This is a genomic window from Thalassotalea agarivorans, from assembly GCF_030295955.1.
Taxonomy (GTDB): domain Bacteria; phylum Pseudomonadota; class Gammaproteobacteria; order Enterobacterales; family Alteromonadaceae; genus Thalassotalea_D; species Thalassotalea_D agarivorans.
Genome location: NZ_AP027363.1, coordinates 2429391 through 2450141, shown reverse-complemented (window position 1 = coordinate 2450141; position 20751 = coordinate 2429391). Strand labels below are relative to the sequence as shown.

Annotated in this window: 18 protein-coding genes; 9 read left to right on the top strand and 9 right to left on the bottom strand. The window is 41.8% G+C overall.

What is annotated here, in order from left to right:
* Positions 1-19: 19 nt before the first annotated feature.
* The 3 genes from QUD85_RS11180 to QUD85_RS11170 form a co-directional block, all read right to left on the bottom strand.
* Positions 20-2077: a M13 family metallopeptidase gene (locus tag QUD85_RS11180; RefSeq protein WP_093327087.1), complete on the bottom strand. Its 2058-nt coding sequence runs from the start codon at positions 2075-2077 to the stop codon at positions 20-22.
* A 189-nt stretch (positions 2078-2266) separates the two neighbouring features.
* The gene (locus QUD85_RS11175; protein ID WP_093327088.1) at positions 2267-2869 is read right to left on the bottom strand and encodes a TetR/AcrR family transcriptional regulator; all 603 of its coding nucleotides are present in this window, start codon (positions 2867-2869) and stop codon (positions 2267-2269) included.
* The gene (locus tag QUD85_RS11170) at positions 2869-4086 is read right to left on the bottom strand and encodes a threonine/serine exporter family protein (RefSeq protein ID WP_093327090.1); all 1218 of its coding nucleotides are present in this window, start codon (positions 4084-4086) and stop codon (positions 2869-2871) included. Before QUD85_RS11170 ends, QUD85_RS11175 begins: the two co-directional genes overlap by 1 nt.
* Positions 4087-4276: 190 nt before the next feature.
* On the opposite strand from QUD85_RS11170, the gene QUD85_RS11165 reads away from it, so the two are divergent.
* Complete coding sequence (locus QUD85_RS11165) at positions 4277-4453, top strand: hypothetical protein (protein WP_177168823.1); 177 nt, start codon at positions 4277-4279, stop codon at positions 4451-4453.
* On the opposite strand, the gene QUD85_RS11160 is transcribed toward QUD85_RS11165, so the two are convergent.
* Positions 4434-5195: an NRDE family protein gene (locus tag QUD85_RS11160; protein WP_093327092.1), complete on the bottom strand. Its 762-nt coding sequence runs from the start codon at positions 5193-5195 to the stop codon at positions 4434-4436. The two genes, QUD85_RS11165 and QUD85_RS11160, sit on opposite strands and share 20 nt — an antisense overlap.
* 87 nt (positions 5196-5282) lie before the next feature.
* Here QUD85_RS11160 and QUD85_RS11155 point away from each other — a divergent pair, with 87 nt between their 5' ends.
* From QUD85_RS11155 to rhlP, 3 genes are read left to right on the top strand one after another with little or no spacing between them, the layout of a single operon-like run.
* Positions 5283-6053 carry a class II aldolase/adducin family protein gene (locus QUD85_RS11155; RefSeq protein WP_093327094.1) on the top strand — a complete coding sequence of 257 codons (771 nt, stop codon included), beginning with the start codon at positions 5283-5285 and terminating at the stop codon, positions 6051-6053.
* An 8-nt stretch (positions 6054-6061) separates the two neighbouring features.
* Positions 6062-7237 (top strand): mandelate racemase/muconate lactonizing enzyme family protein, encoded by a 1176-nt coding sequence (locus tag QUD85_RS11150; RefSeq protein WP_093327095.1) that lies wholly within the window; start codon positions 6062-6064, stop codon positions 7235-7237.
* A 57-nt stretch (positions 7238-7294) separates the two neighbouring features.
* The gene (gene rhlP, locus QUD85_RS11145; protein ID WP_093327097.1) at positions 7295-8158 is read left to right on the top strand and encodes a rhombotarget lipoprotein; all 864 of its coding nucleotides are present in this window, start codon (positions 7295-7297) and stop codon (positions 8156-8158) included.
* Positions 8159-8209: 51 nt separating this feature from the next.
* Here the strand turns inward: rhlP and QUD85_RS11140 are convergent, their stop codons facing one another.
* From QUD85_RS11140 to QUD85_RS11130, 3 genes are read right to left on the bottom strand one after another with little or no spacing between them, the layout of a single operon-like run.
* Positions 8210-8668 carry an Lrp/AsnC family transcriptional regulator gene (locus QUD85_RS11140; RefSeq protein WP_093327100.1) on the bottom strand — a complete coding sequence of 153 codons (459 nt, stop codon included), beginning with the start codon at positions 8666-8668 and terminating at the stop codon, positions 8210-8212.
* Positions 8669-8724: 56 nt separating this feature from the next.
* Entirely contained in the window at positions 8725-9594 is an 870-nt protein-coding gene (locus tag QUD85_RS11135) for an amidohydrolase family protein (protein WP_093327102.1), read from the bottom strand.
* On the bottom strand, positions 9594-10319 hold the full coding sequence (locus tag QUD85_RS11130; protein ID WP_093327106.1) for an SDR family NAD(P)-dependent oxidoreductase: 726 nt from the start codon (positions 10317-10319) through the stop codon (positions 9594-9596). Before QUD85_RS11130 ends, QUD85_RS11135 begins: the two co-directional genes overlap by 1 nt.
* Positions 10320-10421: 102 nt before the next feature.
* Here QUD85_RS11130 and QUD85_RS11125 point away from each other — a divergent pair, with 102 nt between their 5' ends.
* Positions 10422-10859: a DUF3010 family protein gene (locus tag QUD85_RS11125; protein ID WP_093327108.1), complete on the top strand. Its 438-nt coding sequence runs from the start codon at positions 10422-10424 to the stop codon at positions 10857-10859.
* A gap of 196 nt (positions 10860-11055) precedes the next feature.
* The gene (locus QUD85_RS11120; protein ID WP_093327110.1) at positions 11056-12852 is read left to right on the top strand and encodes an acyl-CoA dehydrogenase C-terminal domain-containing protein; all 1797 of its coding nucleotides are present in this window, start codon (positions 11056-11058) and stop codon (positions 12850-12852) included.
* Positions 12853-12910: 58 nt separating this feature from the next.
* Here the strand turns inward: QUD85_RS11120 and QUD85_RS11115 are convergent, their stop codons facing one another.
* On the bottom strand, positions 12911-14551 hold the full coding sequence (locus tag QUD85_RS11115; RefSeq protein WP_093327114.1) for a dipeptidyl-peptidase 3 family protein: 1641 nt from the start codon (positions 14549-14551) through the stop codon (positions 12911-12913).
* A gap of 141 nt (positions 14552-14692) precedes the next feature.
* Complete coding sequence (rpsT, locus tag QUD85_RS11110; RefSeq protein ID WP_093327116.1) at positions 14693-14953, bottom strand: 30S ribosomal protein S20; 261 nt, start codon at positions 14951-14953, stop codon at positions 14693-14695.
* A gap of 278 nt (positions 14954-15231) precedes the next feature.
* Here rpsT and murJ point away from each other — a divergent pair, with 278 nt between their 5' ends.
* From murJ to ileS, 3 genes are all read left to right on the top strand, one after another.
* Complete coding sequence (gene murJ, locus QUD85_RS11105; protein WP_093327118.1) at positions 15232-16824, top strand: murein biosynthesis integral membrane protein MurJ; 1593 nt, start codon at positions 15232-15234, stop codon at positions 16822-16824.
* 117 nt (positions 16825-16941) lie between these two features.
* Positions 16942-17874, top strand: coding sequence for a bifunctional riboflavin kinase/FAD synthetase (ribF, locus tag QUD85_RS11100; protein ID WP_093327120.1), 933 nt, complete (start codon positions 16942-16944; stop codon positions 17872-17874).
* Between the two features lie 38 nt (positions 17875-17912).
* Positions 17913-20738: an isoleucine--tRNA ligase gene (ileS, locus tag QUD85_RS11095; RefSeq protein ID WP_093327122.1), complete on the top strand. Its 2826-nt coding sequence runs from the start codon at positions 17913-17915 to the stop codon at positions 20736-20738.
* Positions 20739-20751: the final 13 nt, after the last annotated feature.

The following is a 20751-nucleotide window of genomic DNA, read 5'->3' as shown; positions in this document are numbered from 1 at the left end:
CTTTTTGATTTGATAAAAATTACCAAATTTTAACTCTGTTTTCCGGCGCAATATACATCTTGTCGCCTTCTTTAACATCAAATGCCTCATAGAATTCTGGCATGTTTGATAAACTTCCTAATGCTCTAAATTCTGCAGGTGAATGCGGGTCTGTCTCGACACGGTTACGCATAGATTTTTCTACAATCTTTGAGCGCCATATCTGAGCAAAACCCATGAAGAAACGCTGATCGCCTGTCAATCCGTCAATAACGGGCGCTTCTTTACCATTTAACGATGCTTTGTAAGCTTTATAAGCGATAGTAACGCCTGATAGGTCACCAATGTTTTCGCCTAAAGTAAGCTTGCCATTAACAGCCAAATCATCAAACACTTGATAGCCATCGTATTGCGCCACTAGTTGTGTCGTGCGCTTTTTGAACTCTTCGAGATCTTGGTCTGTCCACCAGTTACGCAAGTTACCTTCTGCGTCGTAGCGACTTCCCTGATCGTCAAAACCATGGCCCATTTCGTGACCAATAACAGCGCCTATACCACCGTAGTTCACTGCGTCATCTGCAGCCATATTGAAAAATGGCGGTTGCAAAATAGCGGCTGGAAAAACGATTTCGTTTGCCGGTGGCATATAGTAAGCGTTGACTGTTTGTGGTGTCATTAGCCATTCCCATTTTTGAATAGCGCCACCTAGTTTAGCCACTTGCTTGTTATGAGCGTCTTGGTTAGCACGCATGATGTTGCCAACAAGGTCACCACGTTTAATTTCTAGGCCACTGTAATCCTGCCATTTGTCCGGATAACCAATCTTTGGTGTGAATGCCGCCAGCTTAATTTGAGCTTGCTTTTTGGTATCTTCAGACATCCACTCTAAGTCATTAATGCTTTCACCGTAGGCATTGCGTAAGTTCTCCACTAAAACACTCATGCGGGTTTTCGCTTCTGGCTTGAAGTAACGTCCTACATAAACCTTACCGATGACTTCACCTAAACTACCGTTAACAACAGATACACCGCGTTTCCACGCTTCTCTTTGTTCTTTACGACCACTAACTTGACGACCATAAAAGTCAAAGTTTTCATCATCGATTGCTTTCGTTAAATAGCTTGCATAGCTACTTAGCGCGTGGAAACGTAAATACGTTTTCCAGTCGGTCATCGAGGTATCAGCAAAGATTTCACCAAAGGCTTTCACAAAGTCAGGTTGGTTAATAATGATATCTTGTTGGTTAGCAACACCTTGTGCAGTTAGATAATTTGTCCAGTTAAACTTGTCAGTTACTGTGTTCAAATCTGCCACAGCAAATTTATTGTAACGCTTCTCACTGTCACGTGTTTGAACGCGGGTCCAGTGATGCTCGGCTAACTTTGTTTCAATTGCCATGACAGTATCAGCTGCTTGGCTACCATTTTTAAAGCCAGCTAATTGATACATGTTAGCGATGTGTTTTTTATAACCATCGCGCATCGTTTCGAAGCGCTCGCCTTCATTAAAGTAATAATCACGATCTGACAAGCCTAAACCAGATTGCCAAATATGCGTCGCGTAACGTGTTGATTCTTTTGCGTCGATTGAAATGTAAAACGCAAGTGGGCTGCCTAATCCTTTAGCTTGGTAAGTACCAAAGAACGTAGCCAAATCATCTTTGCTTTTTAAGCCGGCGATCTCATTAAGCACAGGCATGATAGGCTCAATACCTTTTGCTTCTCTCGCGTCTTTGTCCATATAAGAGTTAAACAAATCAGCAACTTTTTGCTCATCGCTACCTTGTTGTAAATTAGGCGTAGCCGCTAATTCTTCGATGATTGATTTTACCGCTTCTTCTGACTCATCACGTAGGTCATAGAAAGAACCAATAGCGGTTTTGTCTGCTGGAATCTCATGTTTGTTTATCCAGCCACCGTTAACGTAACGGTAGAAGTTGTCTTGTGGTCTAACACTCAGATCCATATTAGCTTTATCAATACCGGAAGCTAACGCCGTCTTTTGCATTGCAGGCTTTTCTGCGACATCTGATGAGCTGTTACAGCCAGCCACCAAAAGCAGAGAAGTACATACTGCACCCGTTATAAGTGTTTTCATAATCTCTCTCTTAATCTTTTTTTGAGCCGTTAAGGTCTATAGGTGACCTTTTTAGTACTTAGGCAGTGTAAATGAGATGTAAGCAATAAATCTAGACTTTGACATATTCGTTTACAACTTTTGCATACAATGTGTATGGATATGCTGACACTAGGACAGTTTGTGCCGTCTATGCGACCTAGCGTATCGTTATTGAGAATTGTGTAAAAATAATTGAATTGCCGATTCACACATTTCATCAATCGGGCTTTGCTCGTGGTATACACCATCAATCGCAAGTCGTGCAATTCCATGAAGCGTTCCCCAAATAACTTGGGACAATCGCAAGCTTTTGATATGCCGAGGCAACACACCTTGTTCTTGCCAGTAGCTAGTCATGTTGAGTTGTTGTTCAAAAGACGGGTAGGCCGCACTTTTTAGACGTGATGTTCCTTTGTTTTCTTTCCAAATAGTGGCGCCAAACATAAGGTCATAAAGCTTATTATTCTCTATGGCAAATTGCATGTAGTGGAAAACAAAGCGTCGGTAAACTTGCTCTGCACTGAGATCATCTTTTTCTGCGAAAAGCGCACTAAAACTTGCACTCCAACGTTTAAATCCTGCTGCAGCGACTTCACAAAGTAGATCATTCTTATCAGCAAAGTGATGGTAGGCGGCGGTACGTGATACGCCAATTTCTACTGCTAACTTTCTAAAGGACAAGGCTTCAACACCGTGTGTCTCAATATACTGTGTTGCACCGTCAACTAGTGCGCTTTTTAAATCGCCGTGATGATACTTCTTTTTCATCATTAGAGTGTTTTCCGTGAGCGTAAAGCGACATCAGAAAAAATGAGTCCTGCCACTAAAGACATAAAGATCAAAAATGTTGTTGAACCGATATTGTCTGTCGCAACCATCATTTCACCAGACACTAAAGAGTTTAAGCCGATGTAAACTTTACTGCCCGGAACAAGAACAACTAACCCAAGTAGCTTAACGATGCTTGAAGGAAGGTTTCTAATGCGAGAGAACAAATTGCTGTATACGCCGAGTGCAAAGGCACCTACAAATGCGCCCAAGGCTGCACCTAAGTACTCTGCGCCTAATATGCTGGCGCCAAATGCAACGTAGCCCGATAAAATGCCCCAAACTGCGTCTTTCTTTCTCGACTTAAATGAGATCACCAGCGAAATAGATAAAATAGTCACCGCTAACCAAGCCGTCCAAGCCGGGATTACCTCTGGCGCAACGTACTCGCCAATCCCCCATAGTTTGGTACCAATAGCCATACCTAAGACGGCGCCAAAATAAAGCTTAAATAGCATCATTAAGGCGTCCATAATACGCGCGGTACCGGACATTAAATGTCTTGCTGCTAACTCTGATAGTCCTAGTGTGAGGGCAAGACCTGGAATAAAGACGATGACACTCGATAGGATAATAAGTGGCGCGTTAATGTGTGGATCGATAAGGGTAATTGCTGAAGCACAAAGTGCGCAGGTAAGTGCAGCTAGAGGTTCTAACATTTCTGCGATTCGGCTAGAACGTTCGGCCCAAAAAACATACAAACCGACAATGAAGCCTAAAATAGTCGACCAAAACACATCATTCCAGCCAGTATTCATTAGCATGGCAAAGGCACCAGATGCCGCACCAAACGATAGAAAGGTTAAAAACTTGCCATAGGGGTCATGCTTATCTGCAATTTCGTCTAAGCGTTCAATCGCTTCAGATAAAGTGCGTTGCCCCGTTTCTAATTCATCAACGAGCTGGTCGGTACGGGCTAAAGCACCAAGGTTTAGATCGCCAGGTTTTACCCTGATATGATAATTGAAATCTTGTGACTCTTCGTTAGATAAAACAAAGGTGAGGGCAGTTGGCGTGACCATAAAGCTCGCTTCAATTTGCAATAGCTTAGCAACATTTTGCAGATGCGCTTCTAAACGATAGGCTGGCGTACCAAATTTATGCAATGCTTTACCTAGGCGAATAATAAATCGTCTTTTTTCGTCAAACACTGAATCCATAGTCACTACATACTTGCACCAATTACATGGGCTATATTGTTACCAAATTTTGATAAAAATGTAAGCGCTAGTTGAACTTAATCGAACTTTTTATGCCAATAATGAATGTGGATTCATAACTGATTGGTGTAGTAGACTATGGCGCATTGTTGTCTTAGTGGCAGCGCGTTGTTAATTACAAAGGTGAAATATGACTTTATTGATTATTCTAGGTGTGTTGTTCGCGGGATTAGCCATTATGGTGGCGGTTGGCGAAAAACATGGAAAACCTATGACGGATGAACAAAAACAAAAATTTGGTAAAATCTTGCCTATTTTAATGGTCATCATGTTGGTATCGGCTACGTTCAAAGCTTGTACAGGTTAGTCGCTGACGTCACTTCACCGTCACTATCGTAACTTTGTTCCAACATTGTCAGATTATTTTTGTCGTCTATCGTTAGAATACTGGTGCTTCGAGTGCCGTATTCTGGCGACACAATAAAAATACTGCTCAGTAAGTGCTCCCAATCAATGCCTATGCCTGTTTCAGGCAACTCTTCAATAGATGCTTTTTCTTTATTTGTCATTAGTGCAAGTAGCGCTTGCTTTGATAATTGTTCGCTCGCAACAAGAGAACTTAACGCATTCACACCTTTTGCCATCTTTGGCCAAATGTCGTCAATAGCGCCATTGCACAAGGCGTGAAACCCATTGTTTAGTGTGACAAAGCGATTAGATTTATTGTCAAAACATTTTATGCCGTTGACGTCGCCGTAAACAATATTAAAGCCTGCATAGCTTTGCCCGTGTTCATCTAAATATTGCTCAAAATCCTGTGTATCCATACTCAGTGCCATAGTGACCAGTTCGCCTCTACTTGGTTTAACTAACTGCACATGTTTGTTGGCAATGTCGACACTGCGGTAATTTGTTAAGGCGGCAAATTTCTTTGCTTTATTAACGCCAAGCCAAGTCCCACCTGCTTGCAAATCTTTGCCGGCTAAAATAGCAGGTGATTGCCACCAATGCATACTTTGCGTTTCGCGCAAATGAAATTCATCGCGATTAGCGCATACCACTAGTGGGTATTTGGGGTGTTGGTTGATTGCAAAAAACAAAATACACATCAAGTAAACCTATTTATCCAGTACGAATCTCTTTAACCATAGGTTAAGCTTAGCTAAAATAAGGCGAAATTTTAATGGGAAAGCGTTATGCAGGAATTAGTCAAGCCTAATCTTAAAGGTAAAGTATCGGATTTAGAGTGGCAATTGCGCGTTGATTTGGCCGCGTGCTATCGCCTTTTAGCGTTGCATGGTTGGGATGATCTGATATACACACACATTTCCGTTCGAATCCCGGACACTGAACACGTGTTAATTAATGCCTTCGGACTCACCTTTGAAGAAATAACGGCATCAAACCTGGTTAAAATTGATCTAGAAGGGAATAAAATAGATCCAGAATTTCCTTTTGAAATTAATCCTGCCGGTTACACTATTCACAGTGCCATACATGAAGTACGACACGATGATATCTGTGCTTTACATGTGCATACCAACGAAACTATCGCCATTGCCAGCTTAAAACAAGGTTTACAGCCATTGAGTCAATATGCAGCGTTTGCATTAGCTTCGATGAGCTATCACGACTATGAAGGTTTAGCGGTAAACCAAGATGAAAAGTTGCGTTTGCAACAAGATCTAGGTGACAAAAACTTTATGCTGCTAAGAAATCATGGTGCACTCACTATGGGGCGCACTATCGGTGATGCCTTTATGCATATGTATGACTTGATTCGAGCTTGTCAGGTACAGCTTCACATTCAGTCGACTGGGCAAGAACCTATATATGTGCCACAAAGCGTGATTGACGGTATAAAAGCACAGGCAAATGTTGTTCATACAGGATTAACAGGCGGCCAAAAAGCGTGGCCAGCAATGTTAAGGCGCGTACATAAAATCGATCCCTCTTTTGCAGAGTAAAATTAATAATGAAAATAACCCATGTAGAAATTTTTGATATTCATTGTCCTGATCGCGAGCAATGGAATCCTGTTTTTATTCGTATACATACTGATGAAGGCATCCACGGTGTTGGTGAAGCAGGCTTGGCTTATGACTGGGGGCACAGCGCAGCAGCAGCCATGATCAAAGAAATTGCTGAAGCTGTTTTAATTGGGTTTAACCCATTTAATACCGAGCTTTTATGGTCGAGAATGCTCAGAGAAAGTTTCTGGGGACTGGGTGGTGGACCCGTCATTTATGCTGCGATGAGCGCAATAGATACAGCGCTTTGGGATATTAAAGGCAAAGCACTCGGTTTACCTGTTTATCAATTGTTAGGCGGTAAAACCAATGGAAAATTGCGTACTTACGCAAGCCAATTACAATTTGATTGGGATACTGAGTGTAAAAAACTGTTAGCACCTGAAGAATATGGTGAAGCGGCACTCAAGGCTGTTGCACAAGGTTATGATGCGGTAAAAGTTGACCCTATTGTTTATGACAAAGATGGTAACTCGTCCTTTGATCGCACTAAGTTATTCACAAGGCCTCAAATGCGACTATTTGGTGATCGCTTGAGAGCCATTCGAAATGCCGTTGGCGACGACGTGGATATCATTTTTGAATCTCACTCTTTGATGGGCGCAGCATCAGCTATTCAAATGGCGGAAGTTATCGAGGAAGTAGGCTGTATGATGTATGAAGAGCCAGTTAATTACCTTAATTCTGCCGTCCATAAAAAAGTTGCAGACAATGTTAATGTGCCTATTGCTGGCGGGGAGCGTTTGTACCATCGTTGGGATGTACGTCCATATTTTGAGGACCAAAGTATTGATGTATTACAACCGGATGTTGGACTATGCGGCGGTTTCACTGAAGCTAAAAAAGTGTGCGACTACGCGGATGTTTACGATATTCGCGTGCAGGCCCATGTATGCGGTGGTCCTGTTGCTACGGCGGCGTCTTTGCATTTAGAAACAGCGATTCCGAATTTCTTAATCCACGAGCATCACACTTATGCGATAAAACAGTGGAATAGAGAATTGTGTATTCAAGACCCGCAACCTGTTGACGGATTTTTTGAAGCGCCAGACACGCCAGGTATTGGTATAGAGTTAAATGATGATGTAGTAAAACGTTCGCCGTATGTAGTTGTAAAGTGAACTAATTTTAAAAATTAGGTCTAATTTTCCGAATACAATTGTTTAAAAAGGATATTTATGTCTGGAAAAACTAGAGCGTTTTTTACATTTACTACATTATTGTGTTTAACAACTCTGCTTGCTGGCTGCGCCGGTCAAAAGGCGGGTACTAAAAGTAGCGTCGTTGATTACCTTTATCCAAACATCGAACAAAAAACGATAACACCCTCTATCCCTAAACTTAAATTACCTTTAAAGGTAGGGATAGCCTTTGTTCCTGAAAGCAGTGACAAAGATTATGGTTACAATGAATGGACTAGCAAACGTTATGATGGCAGTTTGCAAGAAACCGTAAAAATGGAATTGTTGTCTAAAGTCGCGCAACAATTTAAGCAACTGGATTATGTGCAAACAATCGAAATCATTCCAAGTGCATATTTAACACCAGGTGGCGGTTTTAACAACTTAGCCCAAATAAAAACCATGTATGAAGTCGACGTTGTTGCTTTGGTAGCCTATGACCAAGTGCAATTTACGCACGAAGGCTTATCATCTCTAAGCTATTGGACGATAGTAGGTGCATACGTAGTAAAAGGTGAAAAAAACGACACCAACACCATGATGGATACGGTGGTAGTCGATATCGATAGTCAAAAAATGCTATTTCGAGCGCCGGGCATTAGCCGAGTAAAAGGCACTGCGACTCCTGTAAATCAAAGCGAGCAGCTCAAAGCTGACAGTGAACAAGGGTTTGATTTGGCTACATCAGATATGATCACCAACTTGCATACGCAACTGGCGATGTTTGAGCAAGATATTCAAAACAATAACAAAACAGTGGAAGTAAGCTACAAACCAGGTTATTCCTCTAGTAGTGGTACCATCCATGTTGTTTTATTAATTCTTGCTTATGCATTAGTTCGAAGAAAGCGAGTTGTTTAAAAGAAAAAGCCTGCAAAAGCAGGCTTTTTTGTTTCTATTTGATATCGACAGTTAACTATAAGTAACCGGTAGGGCAGTAGTATATTTGATTTCTTCCATAGCAAAACTTGAAGATATGTCAGAAAAGTCAGCTTTTTCGATAAGCTCTTGGTAAAAAGCGTCATAAGCTTTCATGTCTGGTACTACAACTTTTAGCAGGTAATCGACTTCGCCACTCATGCGATAAAACTCGACAATTTCAGGCATAGCATCGGCAACTGCAGCAAACTTTTCTAACCAAGCCTGGTTATGTTGATTGGTCTTTACCATAACAAACGTAGTTAATCCGACATTGAGTTTTTCTGCATCGGCTAAAGCAACTTTGCCACGAATGATTCCCGCTTTTTCCATTGCCTGAATTCTGCGCCAACAAGGCGTTGCAGACAGACCCACTTTTTCTGCTAGGTCATTCATGGAAATACTAGCATCCTGTTGCAAGATTTTTAGAATATGTTGATCAAACTTGTCCATAAATTTGGACTCTTAAATGAAAATTCTCAGAACAGAGTAAAGGATAAAATGCTATTTTAAAAGCTATAACACTGCTTTGGTGTAGAATAAGCGATAGTTAAGAATATGTCTTTGGGTAGATTTTCCTGCCAATAGTGCCAGTAATCTTGGTATGTAGTCATTAAGTACATAACAGGAAAATTGCTAGCTAACATCACGTGAGCCGCTGTGCAATGTAACAACAATAGTTCGATAATGCGTTGTTGCAACTTAAGCATTTTTTCTTGCTCAGCGTCATCGCCAACTAGCATCATTTCTATACCACTTACCTTCCAAAATACTCTGTCGCAGTGCAAGTGATGCACTGCCGTTTCGTAGTCATTCCAATCAAGACTTTTTTGCGCAAGACCACTAATTCCTGCATGACAAATGACGCAGCGTAAGTTGGGTACATCGCTTAGCAGCTGATTAATTGTGGGAACAATATTTGGTAACGTGATGTTGCATTGCAGTTCAAAGTGCAGGTTTGCATTTGCAAGCATGGTAAATTTATCAAGGATATCTTTTTGGCTGAAAGTGGCGTCAAAAGAATCTTCTAATATATCCCTAACACCGACGACAGATTGATACTGCGTTAGTTTTCTAAGATGTTGTTCAAACATCGCCAATGGCAAACTAAAATCCAGGTAAGCAACACTGCGTAACTGCTCTATTTCTAGTGACTCAACATATGCAATCTCTTGCCAAGGGTGTTCGTTGTTAAATCCTGCTTCTATATGAACCACACCGCTGCTTATCAATGGGGTGGGTAGTTGAGGAGTCGATAGCCTTGCTTGCTCAACAACTCGTGCTTTGTTTGGCCAATGCGGCGCATTATCTAACTTTAGCCATTGATAGTGGCCGTGTGGTTGCGCAATCAGGTGGATATGGCTATCGATAACGTTCATTACTTTGCCGTGTAACCGCCATCTATTACCTGTAATGATCCGGTGATAAACGATGCTTTATCAGATGCCAAGAAAGCTACAAGTTCAGCCACTTCTTGTGGTTTGCCAATGCGCCCAAGTGGCTGCATTTCTGCCTCTTCTTGGTGAACTTTGTCGAGTGATTCCCCCGAGGTTTGGCAGTAGTTCTCGATTGCTTTATGGTATAGCGGCGTTTCAATTGTACCAGGGCACACTGCATTTACACGGATATTGAATGCGGCATAATCGAGAGCAGTTGTTTTCGCCATTGAGGCTAGCGCTGCTTTAGTTAAGTTGTATGCGAAAGAGTTGTACTTGCCGACAAGGGCTTGATCAGAAGACATGATAATAATGGTGCCGGCCTGATTTGCTTTCATATTGGGTAAGGTGGCTTTAATCGCATTGAATGCGCCTTTGACGTTTAGTGCAAACATTTGGTCTAGTTGTTGCTCTGACGTCTCTTCAATATTTGCCGACAAATGCTTGCCTGCGTTACACACCAAACAATCAATATTATGCGTCTTTGTAATGAGGGTGATAGCACTATGAATCGCCTCAGTGTCGGTTACATCACATGGAATATGCTGACCATATTCACCGGGAGCGATGTCTAGATTAAATACATCATGGTCTTGTGAAGCAAATTTTTTAGCGATTGCAAGCCCGATACCTGAACTGCCACCTGTAATAACGCATACTTTATTCATAGAAAGTCGAGTTTTATGTTGTTTTTTCTCAGTATACCTAATTTTACCTAATAAAACGCAACACCCCTGTTATAATATGCAAAAACAGTAAAGGGTTGGAACATGAAAGTTTGTGGTGTTGAATTGAAAGGGAATGACGCAATTATTTGTGTGATGTCTTTGGCTAACGGACTCTATGATTTGCCGAGAATTAGAGTACCTAAAATTGCTATCAATGACGCGGGTGATGCTGAACAAATGCAAAAGTTTCAGTTTACCATAGAGAAATTGTTGCAGGATTATGCGATCGATAAAGTGGTGATCAAAGGCAGAGCGATGAAAGGTAAATTTGCCGGTGGCCCAGTAGGTTTTAAATTGGAAGCCGCTATTCAATTATTGCCCAGCGCCAATTGTGAAATAGTCTCTTCAAATTTCATTAAACAGACATTAGCAAAAACACAATTGCAAATCGACTTTAGAGATACAGGACTTAAAAAGTTTCAAGAAGGCGCATTCCAAACGGCGTTTGCGTTTTTAGAACATTATCAATCAAACAAGTAGTTTCACTTAAATATTAAAGCCCACACACCAGTGGGCTTTTTTTTATATAAAAAAACAAAAGTTTTTTAAACCTTTAATCAGTATTTTACAGATTCAAACAGCTATTCACCTTTCCTAAATTGTGATCGCATGCTTTAATTTAACAGTATACACATCTGACCACTTACCAGTGTTTAGCGAATTAATGGAGAAGAGGATGCCTGAATATAAAGCGCCCGTCCGTGACACTCAATTTGTCATGCAAGAGTTACTAAATAGCGAGCAACATTTTCAATCGTTAGGTTATGAAGATGCATCACCTGATATGGTGGACGCTATTTTAGCGGAAGCGGCAAAGTTTACCGAACAAGTTATAGCGCCATTGAATCAAATTGGCGACGAACAAGGCTGTCAATTTAATGATGGTAACGTATCCACACCAGATGGATTTAAAGAAGCCTATGCGCAGTATGTAGAAGCTGGCTGGCCGACACTTGCACAAAATATCGATTTTGGCGGACAAGGGTTACCCCATTCTTTAAATACGGCCATTGGAGAATACCTATCTGCGGCGAATCATAGTTTCGCTATGTACCCAGGACTAAGTCATGGCGCAATTGCTACATTAGAGGCACATGGCACGGAAGAGCAGCAAGCCATGTTTTTACCTAAATTAGTCGAAGGTACCTGGACAGGTACAATGTGCTTAACTGAAGCACATTGTGGTACAGACTTAGGTTTGTTGCGCACTAAAGCCGAGCTTAACGATGATGGTAGCTACGCAATTACTGGCTCTAAAATATTTATTTCTGCCGGCGAGCATGACTTGTCAGAAAACATTGTGCATATTGTGATTGCCCGAATTCCTGGATCGCCAGCAGGCACAAAAGGTATCTCACTGTTTACCGTACCAAAATTTGATGTTACTGCAGAAGGTGAAAAAGCGGATAGAAATGCTGTAAATTGTGGCTCAATTGAACACAAAATGGGCATTCATGGCAATGCGACCTGTGTTATCAACTTTGATAGTGCAAAAGGTTATCTCATTGGTGAAGTAAATCGCGGTTTGAACTGTATGTTCACTTTTATGAATGCTGCACGTTTAGGGGTAGCCAATGAAGGTGTTGGAGCATGTGAAATCTCGTTCCAAGGAGCGCTAGCCTACGCTAAAGACCGTTTACAAATGCGCTCTTTATCTGGTCCAAAGAATCCAGAAGGCGCAGCTGATCCTATCATCGTTCATCCTGATGTCCGTAGAATGTTGTTGACGCAAAAGTCGATTGCTGAAGGTGGTAGAGCACTGATAGCCTATCTAGCTCAACTTGTTGATATCGTGCATGTTCAGAAAGATCAAACAGCGGTTGATAATGCTGAACAAATACTTGCTTTGTTAACGCCTGTTGCAAAAGCGTTTTTGACAGAGCTAGCAATGGAAGCAACGAGTCATGGTGTGCAGGTCCTTGGCGGGCACGGGTTTATTAAAGAGTGGGGCATGGAGCAATTAATGCGCGACGCCAAAATAAGCTGTATTTACGAGGGTACTACGGGTATCCAAGCACTTGACCTGCTTGCACGCAAGGTATTAGGTACGCAAGGTGAAATACTCAAACCATTTGTTGCAGAAGTAACAGCATTTTGTATGGCAAATATGGCGGACGAAGCAATGGTTGAGTTCATTAAACCGATAATGGAATATGCGGGACAATTGCAAAAAATGACACAAGGTATCGGTGCAAAGGCTATGCAAAACCCTGATGAAATTGGTGGCGCATCGGTGGACTACTTAATGTTTGCTGGCTATGTAACGCTCGCATACTTTTGGGCGAAAATGGCAAAAGTTGCACAAGAAAAATTAGCCGCAGGTACGGACGAATCAGCTTTTTACCTAGCGAAAATTAATACCGCTAAGTTCTATTTTGCTCGCATTCTGCCTAGAGCATTGGGACATGCAGCTTGCGTAGAAAACGGTGTTGATACCTTAATGGCGCACGATGAAGATAGTTTTCAGTTTTAAGTAATTAAAACAGGAATTAGTGTGATAAAAAAAGCCGAGCATTGCTCGGCTTTTCATTTTACAACCCTAAAACGTTTTTGCCTTGGTCAAATACAATATCGACCGGAATTCTAGCCGCCTCAAGGCGTGCCAAATCGTTGGCTAAATTTTCTTTGATCATGCCAGTTTCCTTAACTAACTTATCTACGCCGTCGTAATCGCCATTACCTTGCAAGGTTAGAATCAGTTCTGACAGGCTATCGATAGCTGCCGTCATTTTATCGAAATCAACTTGATACAGGCCTTGTTCGTTGCGACTAAAGGCGCCTTGTTCTTCAAAATAATTAAAACGCACCATGTTGGCTTTACCATGTGCGGAGCTTGCGCCAAAACGTACGCTGCGGAATATGCCTGCCATGAAGGTAACATAATAATCGGCCAATTCGCCCTCGGTGATTACGCCTTCGTCTAACAACTGACGGACCATATACAAGCCCAAAATATCGGCTTTGCCTTCTTCCAATGCCGAGGCATGTTCTTTAAGCGCGTGGCGAACAGTACCTTTGTCATTAATTGTATTTTTTATACCTAGCCCATGTGCAACTTCATGAAACATGGTATTCGCGAAAAAGGCATTGAAGGTAATGTGTTTTCTTTGCTGCTCAACAATAAGCTCATCTGCAATCGGCACTAATATGTGATCAAACTTTGCCTTCATCGCATTCTTAAGTTGTAATCTTCTCGTTCCTTTTTCAAGCTGTACTTGCTCATCATTGGGTAAGTTTATGGCAATCGTTTTACTACCAGCATTTGAGTGACCGGCGTAGTAGATGACGTCATACGCGTTTAAGTCAGCGTCAGTACCCGGTTTTTCCGCCTTATATTTGCGACTTACAGGTAGGCCTTTTTGCAGTTTAGGGAGCCACTGTGCATACTTGGCAAGTTTTTCACTCCATGCCAGATCTTTAATAAGGACATATGACTCAAAACCAGCTCTATATCCGTATAATTGATCTTCGTACACTTCGATCGGGCCAATGACGACGTCAATCGGATTGTCTTTCATATCCATCCAAGCAAAGTCGGATGGTTGGTAATCGTCGGATAAAAAGGCCGATGCACGCATACTCAAATAGTTCGCAAAAGCTTCGTTGTCAGCAAGCTTCGCCGCACGTTCTAAGATAGCTGCAGCGCGAGTGAGTTGCTCATGATATGCCTCAGAATAGGCAATAGCGGTTAGTTTTCCTTGTTCGTCTCGTCTAACTAAAGAGTATAAGCCGTCTTTGTCTGCGAAGTCTTGCGCCTCAAATTCCGCTTTAGTCATATCTTGCGGATAAAATTGTGCGCCAACAGCTTTTTGTTCAAACCCTTGTATGAAAGGTTTGTCACCATTTAGCCGATCCCAAGGGCCGTAATTCATTTGCGCAAATTTACGCACCTTTGGATCTGATATAGCCGCTAAAAATTGGTCTTTGCCTTCACCGAAAGCTTGCTGCCAAAATAAATCATCCATAATGTTGGAAGCCTCAATAAGCAAACCAAGCATTTCTTTTTGATTGTCTGAAAGATGCGTTAAATCTGCGGTGAGGGGAACTTGATAGTAGATATCAAGACGCTGCTCTGCGCCATCAACAAGGGAAAGTTGTTTACTTTGATTTTGTTCACCACAGCCTACTAGTGTGCTGATGGTTAAGGCAATTGCCACTATTTTTGTTTTCATGATATCGCTCATACTGTCGTTGAGTAGATAGGATAGTCAGTGAGACTAGAGCAATGTGGGGCGAGGTGCAACTATTGGAATAAAATGGAGATATAAAAAAACCAGCACTAGGCTGGTTCTTTTAAGAAATCTTGTAAGCGATTAAAGTGCTTTGATAGCAGCGTTTAAACGGCTCTTGCTACGTGCAGCTTTATTCTTGTGAATAAGGCCTTTAGTTGCGTAACGATCTAAGATTGGCGTAGCAGCTGCTAATTCTTTAGTTGCAAGCTCTTTATCACCTGCTTCGATAGCAGCGATAACTTTCTTAACTAAAGTACGCATCATAGAGCGACGACTTGCGTTGTGTTGACGGCGCTTTTCAGATTGTACTGCGCGCTTCTTAGCTTGTTTTGAGTTAGCCAAGGTGAACTCCTAATTAACAATAATAAGTTTAAGCCTAAAAATAAGGCTGCGAAATATGCCTGCTTTTGTACGTAAAGTCAACCGTTTTAAGGGCTTCGTCACGCTGAGGGATGTTAAAAACAAGCTTTCGACTGAGACATTGGCGCGCATTGTACCTGATTGTTTTAATAATGTCGTCTATTTTTTTAGCAATTTTTGTAAAACTTTGCTTGAGAAGCCTTTGGTTTTACATAGATAATAACAAAAAAGCGAAAACAACCACTTAAGCAGGGATACCTTTGAGTAAAAAGCTCCTAAAATCAGGACTTATCGTTAGCTTTATGACCTTAATTTCACGCGTACTCGGATTAGTACGTGACGTTGTTATGGCTAATTTTATGGGGGCAAGCTCTGGCGCTGATGTCTTCTTTTTCGCTAATAAAATCCCTAACTTTTTACGAAAGTTATTTGCTGAAGGTGCCTTTGCACAGGCATTTGTGCCTGTCTTGAGCGAAGTTAACGAACAAGAAAAAGAACAAAGCCTAGACGAAACCCGTCAGTTAATCGCTTATGTCTCGGGTACGCTTGGCGTTATCTTATCGATTGTCACCTTAGTCGGTGTCGTTGCATCGCCACTACTTGTCATGTTGTTTGGTTTTGGTTGGTTTTACGATTGGCTAAATGATGGACCAAACGGTGACAAATTCGAACTGGCGTCGAGCTTACTTAAAATCACCTTCCCTTATCTTTGGTTTATTAGTCTAACAGCGCTTGCAGGTGCGATTTTAAATACTTTAGGCAAGTTTGCTGTCGCAGCATTTACCCCTGTGTTGCTTAATATTACGATTATCTTAGCCGCTGTGTTTGGGCACGACTATTTTGATTTACCGGCTTATGCACTTGCATGGGGTGTATTTTTTGGTGGCTTGGTTCAGTTTCTTTTTCAACTGCCGTTTTTGTATAAAGCAGGAGTTTTAGTTAAGCCGTCCTGGGGTTGGAAAACGCCGGGTGTGCAAAAGATAAAACGTCTTTTAATTCCTGCGCTGTTTGGTGTTTCAGTGACACAGATCAATTTGTTACTAGATACATTGATTGCAAGTTTTCTCGTCTCCGGCTCAATCAGTTGGCTTTACTACGCTGATAGACTCCTTGAGTTTCCGTTAGGGGTGTTTGGAATTGGCATTGCAACCGTTATTCTACCAACTTTGTCTCGTCTCCATACCAGTAAAGGTACGCAAGAATTTAACGATACAATGGACTGGGGACTTAAATTCGTATTATTCATGGGACTGCCGGCACTTGCTGGCTTAATGGTACTAGCCCAGCCAATTGTCAGTGTACTATTTATGCGTGGTGCCTTTACAGCTTATGATGTGGCGCAAGTGTCTTACGCCTTGTTTGCGTATTTGTCGGGCTTGGTAAGTTTCATGCTGATTAAGATATTTGCGCCCGGTTATTACGCCAGACAGGATACAAAAACTCCCGTCAAAATTGGTATTATCGCAATGGTTGCTAATATGGTGCTAAACCTGATGTTAGCGCCAATATTAGGATACGTTGGCTTAGCTTTAGCGACGACTTTATCGGGTACATTAAACGCCATTTTGTTGTATCGTGGTTTGCATAAATCGTCAGTGTTTACGTTAAGCAAGGCAACGCTGTTATTTGCGTTAAAACTGGTTGTTAGTGCTGCTTTGATGGCGGCAGTGGTATATCACTTTTCTCCGGCTTTTGAACAATGGTTAACTTTCACTTTCGCTAGAAAAGTCAGTTTGCTTGTAGGGCTTATTCTATTAGGGGTTACGGTGTATTTTGTGTTGGCGTTGTTACTCGGTGTCAGGTTATCAGACTTTAAAGTGCAGACCACCCGCTCAGAAAGCGAACAAGTTTAGACAAAAAAAGTCTCAGTAATTACGTTAAAATGCTGATTCTTTGACTGGACTAATATATAATTCGGCGGTTTTTAGTATGCCAATTAGGCTATACGCAACAAGGGCTAAAATACTTACATGCAGTTAATACGTGGTATACACAATATTAAAACAGCTGATTTCGGCTGTGTATTAACTATTGGTAATTTTGATGGTGTACATTTAGGCCATCAACGCGTTATTTCAGCTCTGATTGAAAAAGCGAAAGCGTCAGGATTACCTGCCGTGGTTATGGTGTTTGAACCACAACCAAGAGAAGTGTTTACGCCTGATACGGCACCAGCCAGATTATCTCGATTAAGAGAAAAGTATCAACAGCTTGAAAAGCTAGGTGTCGACAAATTGTTATGCGTTAATTTTAACCTAGCTTTTGCGGCGCAATCCGCGAGTTATTTTGTTGAACACTTGCTGGTTGAAAAGATGGGCGTTAGACACCTAATTGTTGGTGATGACTTTCATTTTGGTAAGAATAGGCAAGGCAACTACCAGACGTTAGTAGATGCTGGTCAACGCTTTGGTTTTTCTGTGACAGATACTAAAAGTTTTATGCTATCTGACTGCAGAATTTCTAGTACCGAAATTAGGCAGGCGCTCGAAAAAGATGCGCTAAACGAAGCGCAGCAAATGCTTGGCAGGCCATACAGTATAATCGGCCGCGTATTTCATGGCGATAAACGTGGGCGTACCTTAGGCTTTCCAACGGCAAATATTAAGTTAAAACGTCGTGTTTCGCCGGTATCAGGTGTCTACGTGGTAAAGGCGACAACTCGTTATGGCACACATTATGGTGTTGCTAATGTTGGTTCGAGACCAACGGTTGCTGGTATTAGGCAACAATTAGAAGTACATTTGTTTGATTTTGAAAGTGATTTATATGGTCAAACCATCGAAGTTGCTTTTCTAAACAAAATCAGAAATGAGAAAAAGTTTGATTCGATAGACGAATTAACGAAACAAATTATAGAAGACAGTAAACAAGGTCGAGTATATCTCAATAACCTTGTTTTATAATTGAGTAAATGGGTAATACCCAAACGGATACTAAGTAAATGAGTGACTACAAACATACTTTAAATTTGCCAGATACTGAATTTCCCATGCGTGGAAATATGGCAAATCGCGAACCACAGATGCTGAAAGATTGGGCTGCACAAGATGTGTACGGCCAAATTCGTGCCGCGAAGAAAGGTAAGAAATCATTTATTTTGCATGATGGCCCTCCTTACGCCAACGGCAATATTCACTTAGGTCACTCAGTTAACAAGATACTTAAAGACATTATCGTTAAGGCTAAAACTTTATCAGACTTCAATGCACCTTATGTGCCTGGTTGGGATTGTCATGGTTTGCCGATTGAATTAATGGTTGAAAAGAAAGTGGGTAAGCCAGGACATAAAGTGTCGGCAGCTGACTTTCGCCAAAAATGTCGCGAGTACGCCATTAAACAAGTTGATGGCCAACGCGAAGATTTTAAACGTTTAGGTGTGTTTGGTGATTGGGAAAACCCATACTTAACAATGAATTTTGACACCGAAGCAAACATTATACGTGCATTAGGTAAAATCGCCGAAAATGGCCATATTCAGCAGGGCTTCAAACCTGTTCACTGGTGTACAGATTGCGGCTCAGCATTAGCAGAAGCGGAAGTAGAATATAAAGACAAGCAATCGCCAGCGATTGATGTGAAGTTTACAGCCGTTGATTCAGATGCCGTTGCAGACTTGTTTTCTCACCCTGACGGCCATGCTGGCGAAGGTGATGTATCTGCTGTTATTTGGACAACGACGCCATGGACATTGCCAGCTAACAGAGCTGTCGCAATCCACCCTGAAGTAGAATACACATTGGTTCAATGTGAAAAAGACGGTGAAAAGTTTAGACTCATCCTAGCATCAGACTTAGTTGCTGATTGTATGGACCGTTTTTCAGTAGACAGTTACCACGCACTTGGTTTTGCCAAGGGTGAAGCGCTTGAACTTGTGCAACTAAAACACCCATTTTACGACTTTACTGTGCCTGTTATTTTAGGTGACCATGTTACTACAGACTCTGGTACAGGTTGTGTTCACACAGCACCAGGTCACGGTGTAGATGACTTTTCTGTTGGCAAAAAATACGATTTAGAAGTTGCAAATCCAGTGGGCGCAAATGGTGTCTATCTCGAAGATACGCCATTGTTTGCAGGTCAACATGTGTTTAAAGCTAACGCGAGTGTTGTCGATGTGCTAACTGAAAAAGGCGCATTGTTGCACCATCATGCCTATGAGCATTCTTATCCGCATTGCTGGCGTCATAAAACGCCGATTATCTTCCGCGCTACGCCACAATGGTTTATTAGCATGGACAAAAATAATCTGCGTAAAGACTCAATGGCTGAGATCGAAAAAACACAGTGGATCCCAGACTGGGGACAAAGCCGAATCGAATCAATGGTAGAGGGCCGCCCAGATTGGTGTATTTCTCGTCAAAGAACGTGGGGTGTGCCGATTGCATTCTTCATTCATAAAGATACGGGTGCTCTACATCCTCGTTCAGTTGAGTTGATTGAGGAAGTGGCGCAGCGCGTTGAAAAGACAGGTATCCAAGCTTGGTTCGATTTAGAGGTTGAAGAGCTTTTAGGCGAAGATGCAGCAGAATACGTCAAAGTGAAAGATACCTTAGATGTTTGGTTTGATTCCGGTGTTACTCACCATTCTGTGATCAATGCTCGTGAAGAATTTGATGATATTGCAGACCTATATTTAGAAGGTAGTGACCAACATCGTGGTTGGTTTATGTCTTCTATGATGTCTTCCGTTGCGATGAATGGTAAAGCGCCATATAGACAAGTATTAACGCACGGTTTTACTGTAGACGTTAATGGCCACAAAATGTCGAAATCATTGGGTAATGTAATTACACCATCTCAAATCACTAACAAGCTTGGTGCTGATATTCTGCGTTTGTGGGTCGCGTCAGTAAACTATACGCAGGAAATTACCGTATCTGACGAAATATTTAACCGTCAGGCAGATGCTTATCGTCGTATTCGTAACACGTCACGATTCTTGTTGGCTAACATCAATGGCTTTAATCCAGAAACAGACAGTGTTGCAGTTGAAGACATGGTGGCACTTGATGCATGGGTTGTTGATAGAGCGGCTCAGCTTCAATCTGAAATTATCGAAGCCTACGACAACTACGAATTCCACCAAGTTGTCCACAAGCTAATGAATTTCTGTACTACGGAATTAGGTGGCTTCTATTTAGATATCATCAAAGATAGACAATACACCGCTAAGGCTGATGGACATGCGCGCCGTTCATGTCAAACAGCGATGTACGTTATTGCAGAAGCCATGACGCGTTGGATGGCACCTATTTTGTCTTTTACTGCGCAAGAAATATGGTCTGCTTTACCAGGAGAGAGAGGCGATTTCGTATTTACTGATGTTTGGTATGACGGTTTAACTTCTAATAACGCATCATCGTTAAGTAATGATGATTGGCAGTCGCTGATCCAAGTGCGCAATGAAGTAAATAAAGTTTTAGAGCTTGCTCGTAAAGAAAAAACTGTGGGCAAAGCGCTAGAAGCAAGCGTAACACTCTATGTAAGCGATGCATTAGCTGCGCTAGTGAACAAATTAGGTGACGAGTTACGTTTTGTACTACTGACCTCTGAAGCGCTTGTTAAGCCACTGTCAGAAGCACCACAATCAGCGGGCACTACAGAGCTAGAAGGGTTAGCTGTTGCAGTTGCTCCGGCGTCAGGTAAAAAATGCGACCGTTGTTGGCATGTGACAACTGATGTGGGTAGCTATGAAGAGCATCCATTATTATGCGGTCGTTGTGTAACAAATGTTGATGGTGAAGGTGAGCAACGCGAGTTCGCTTAATAGAAGTACGAAG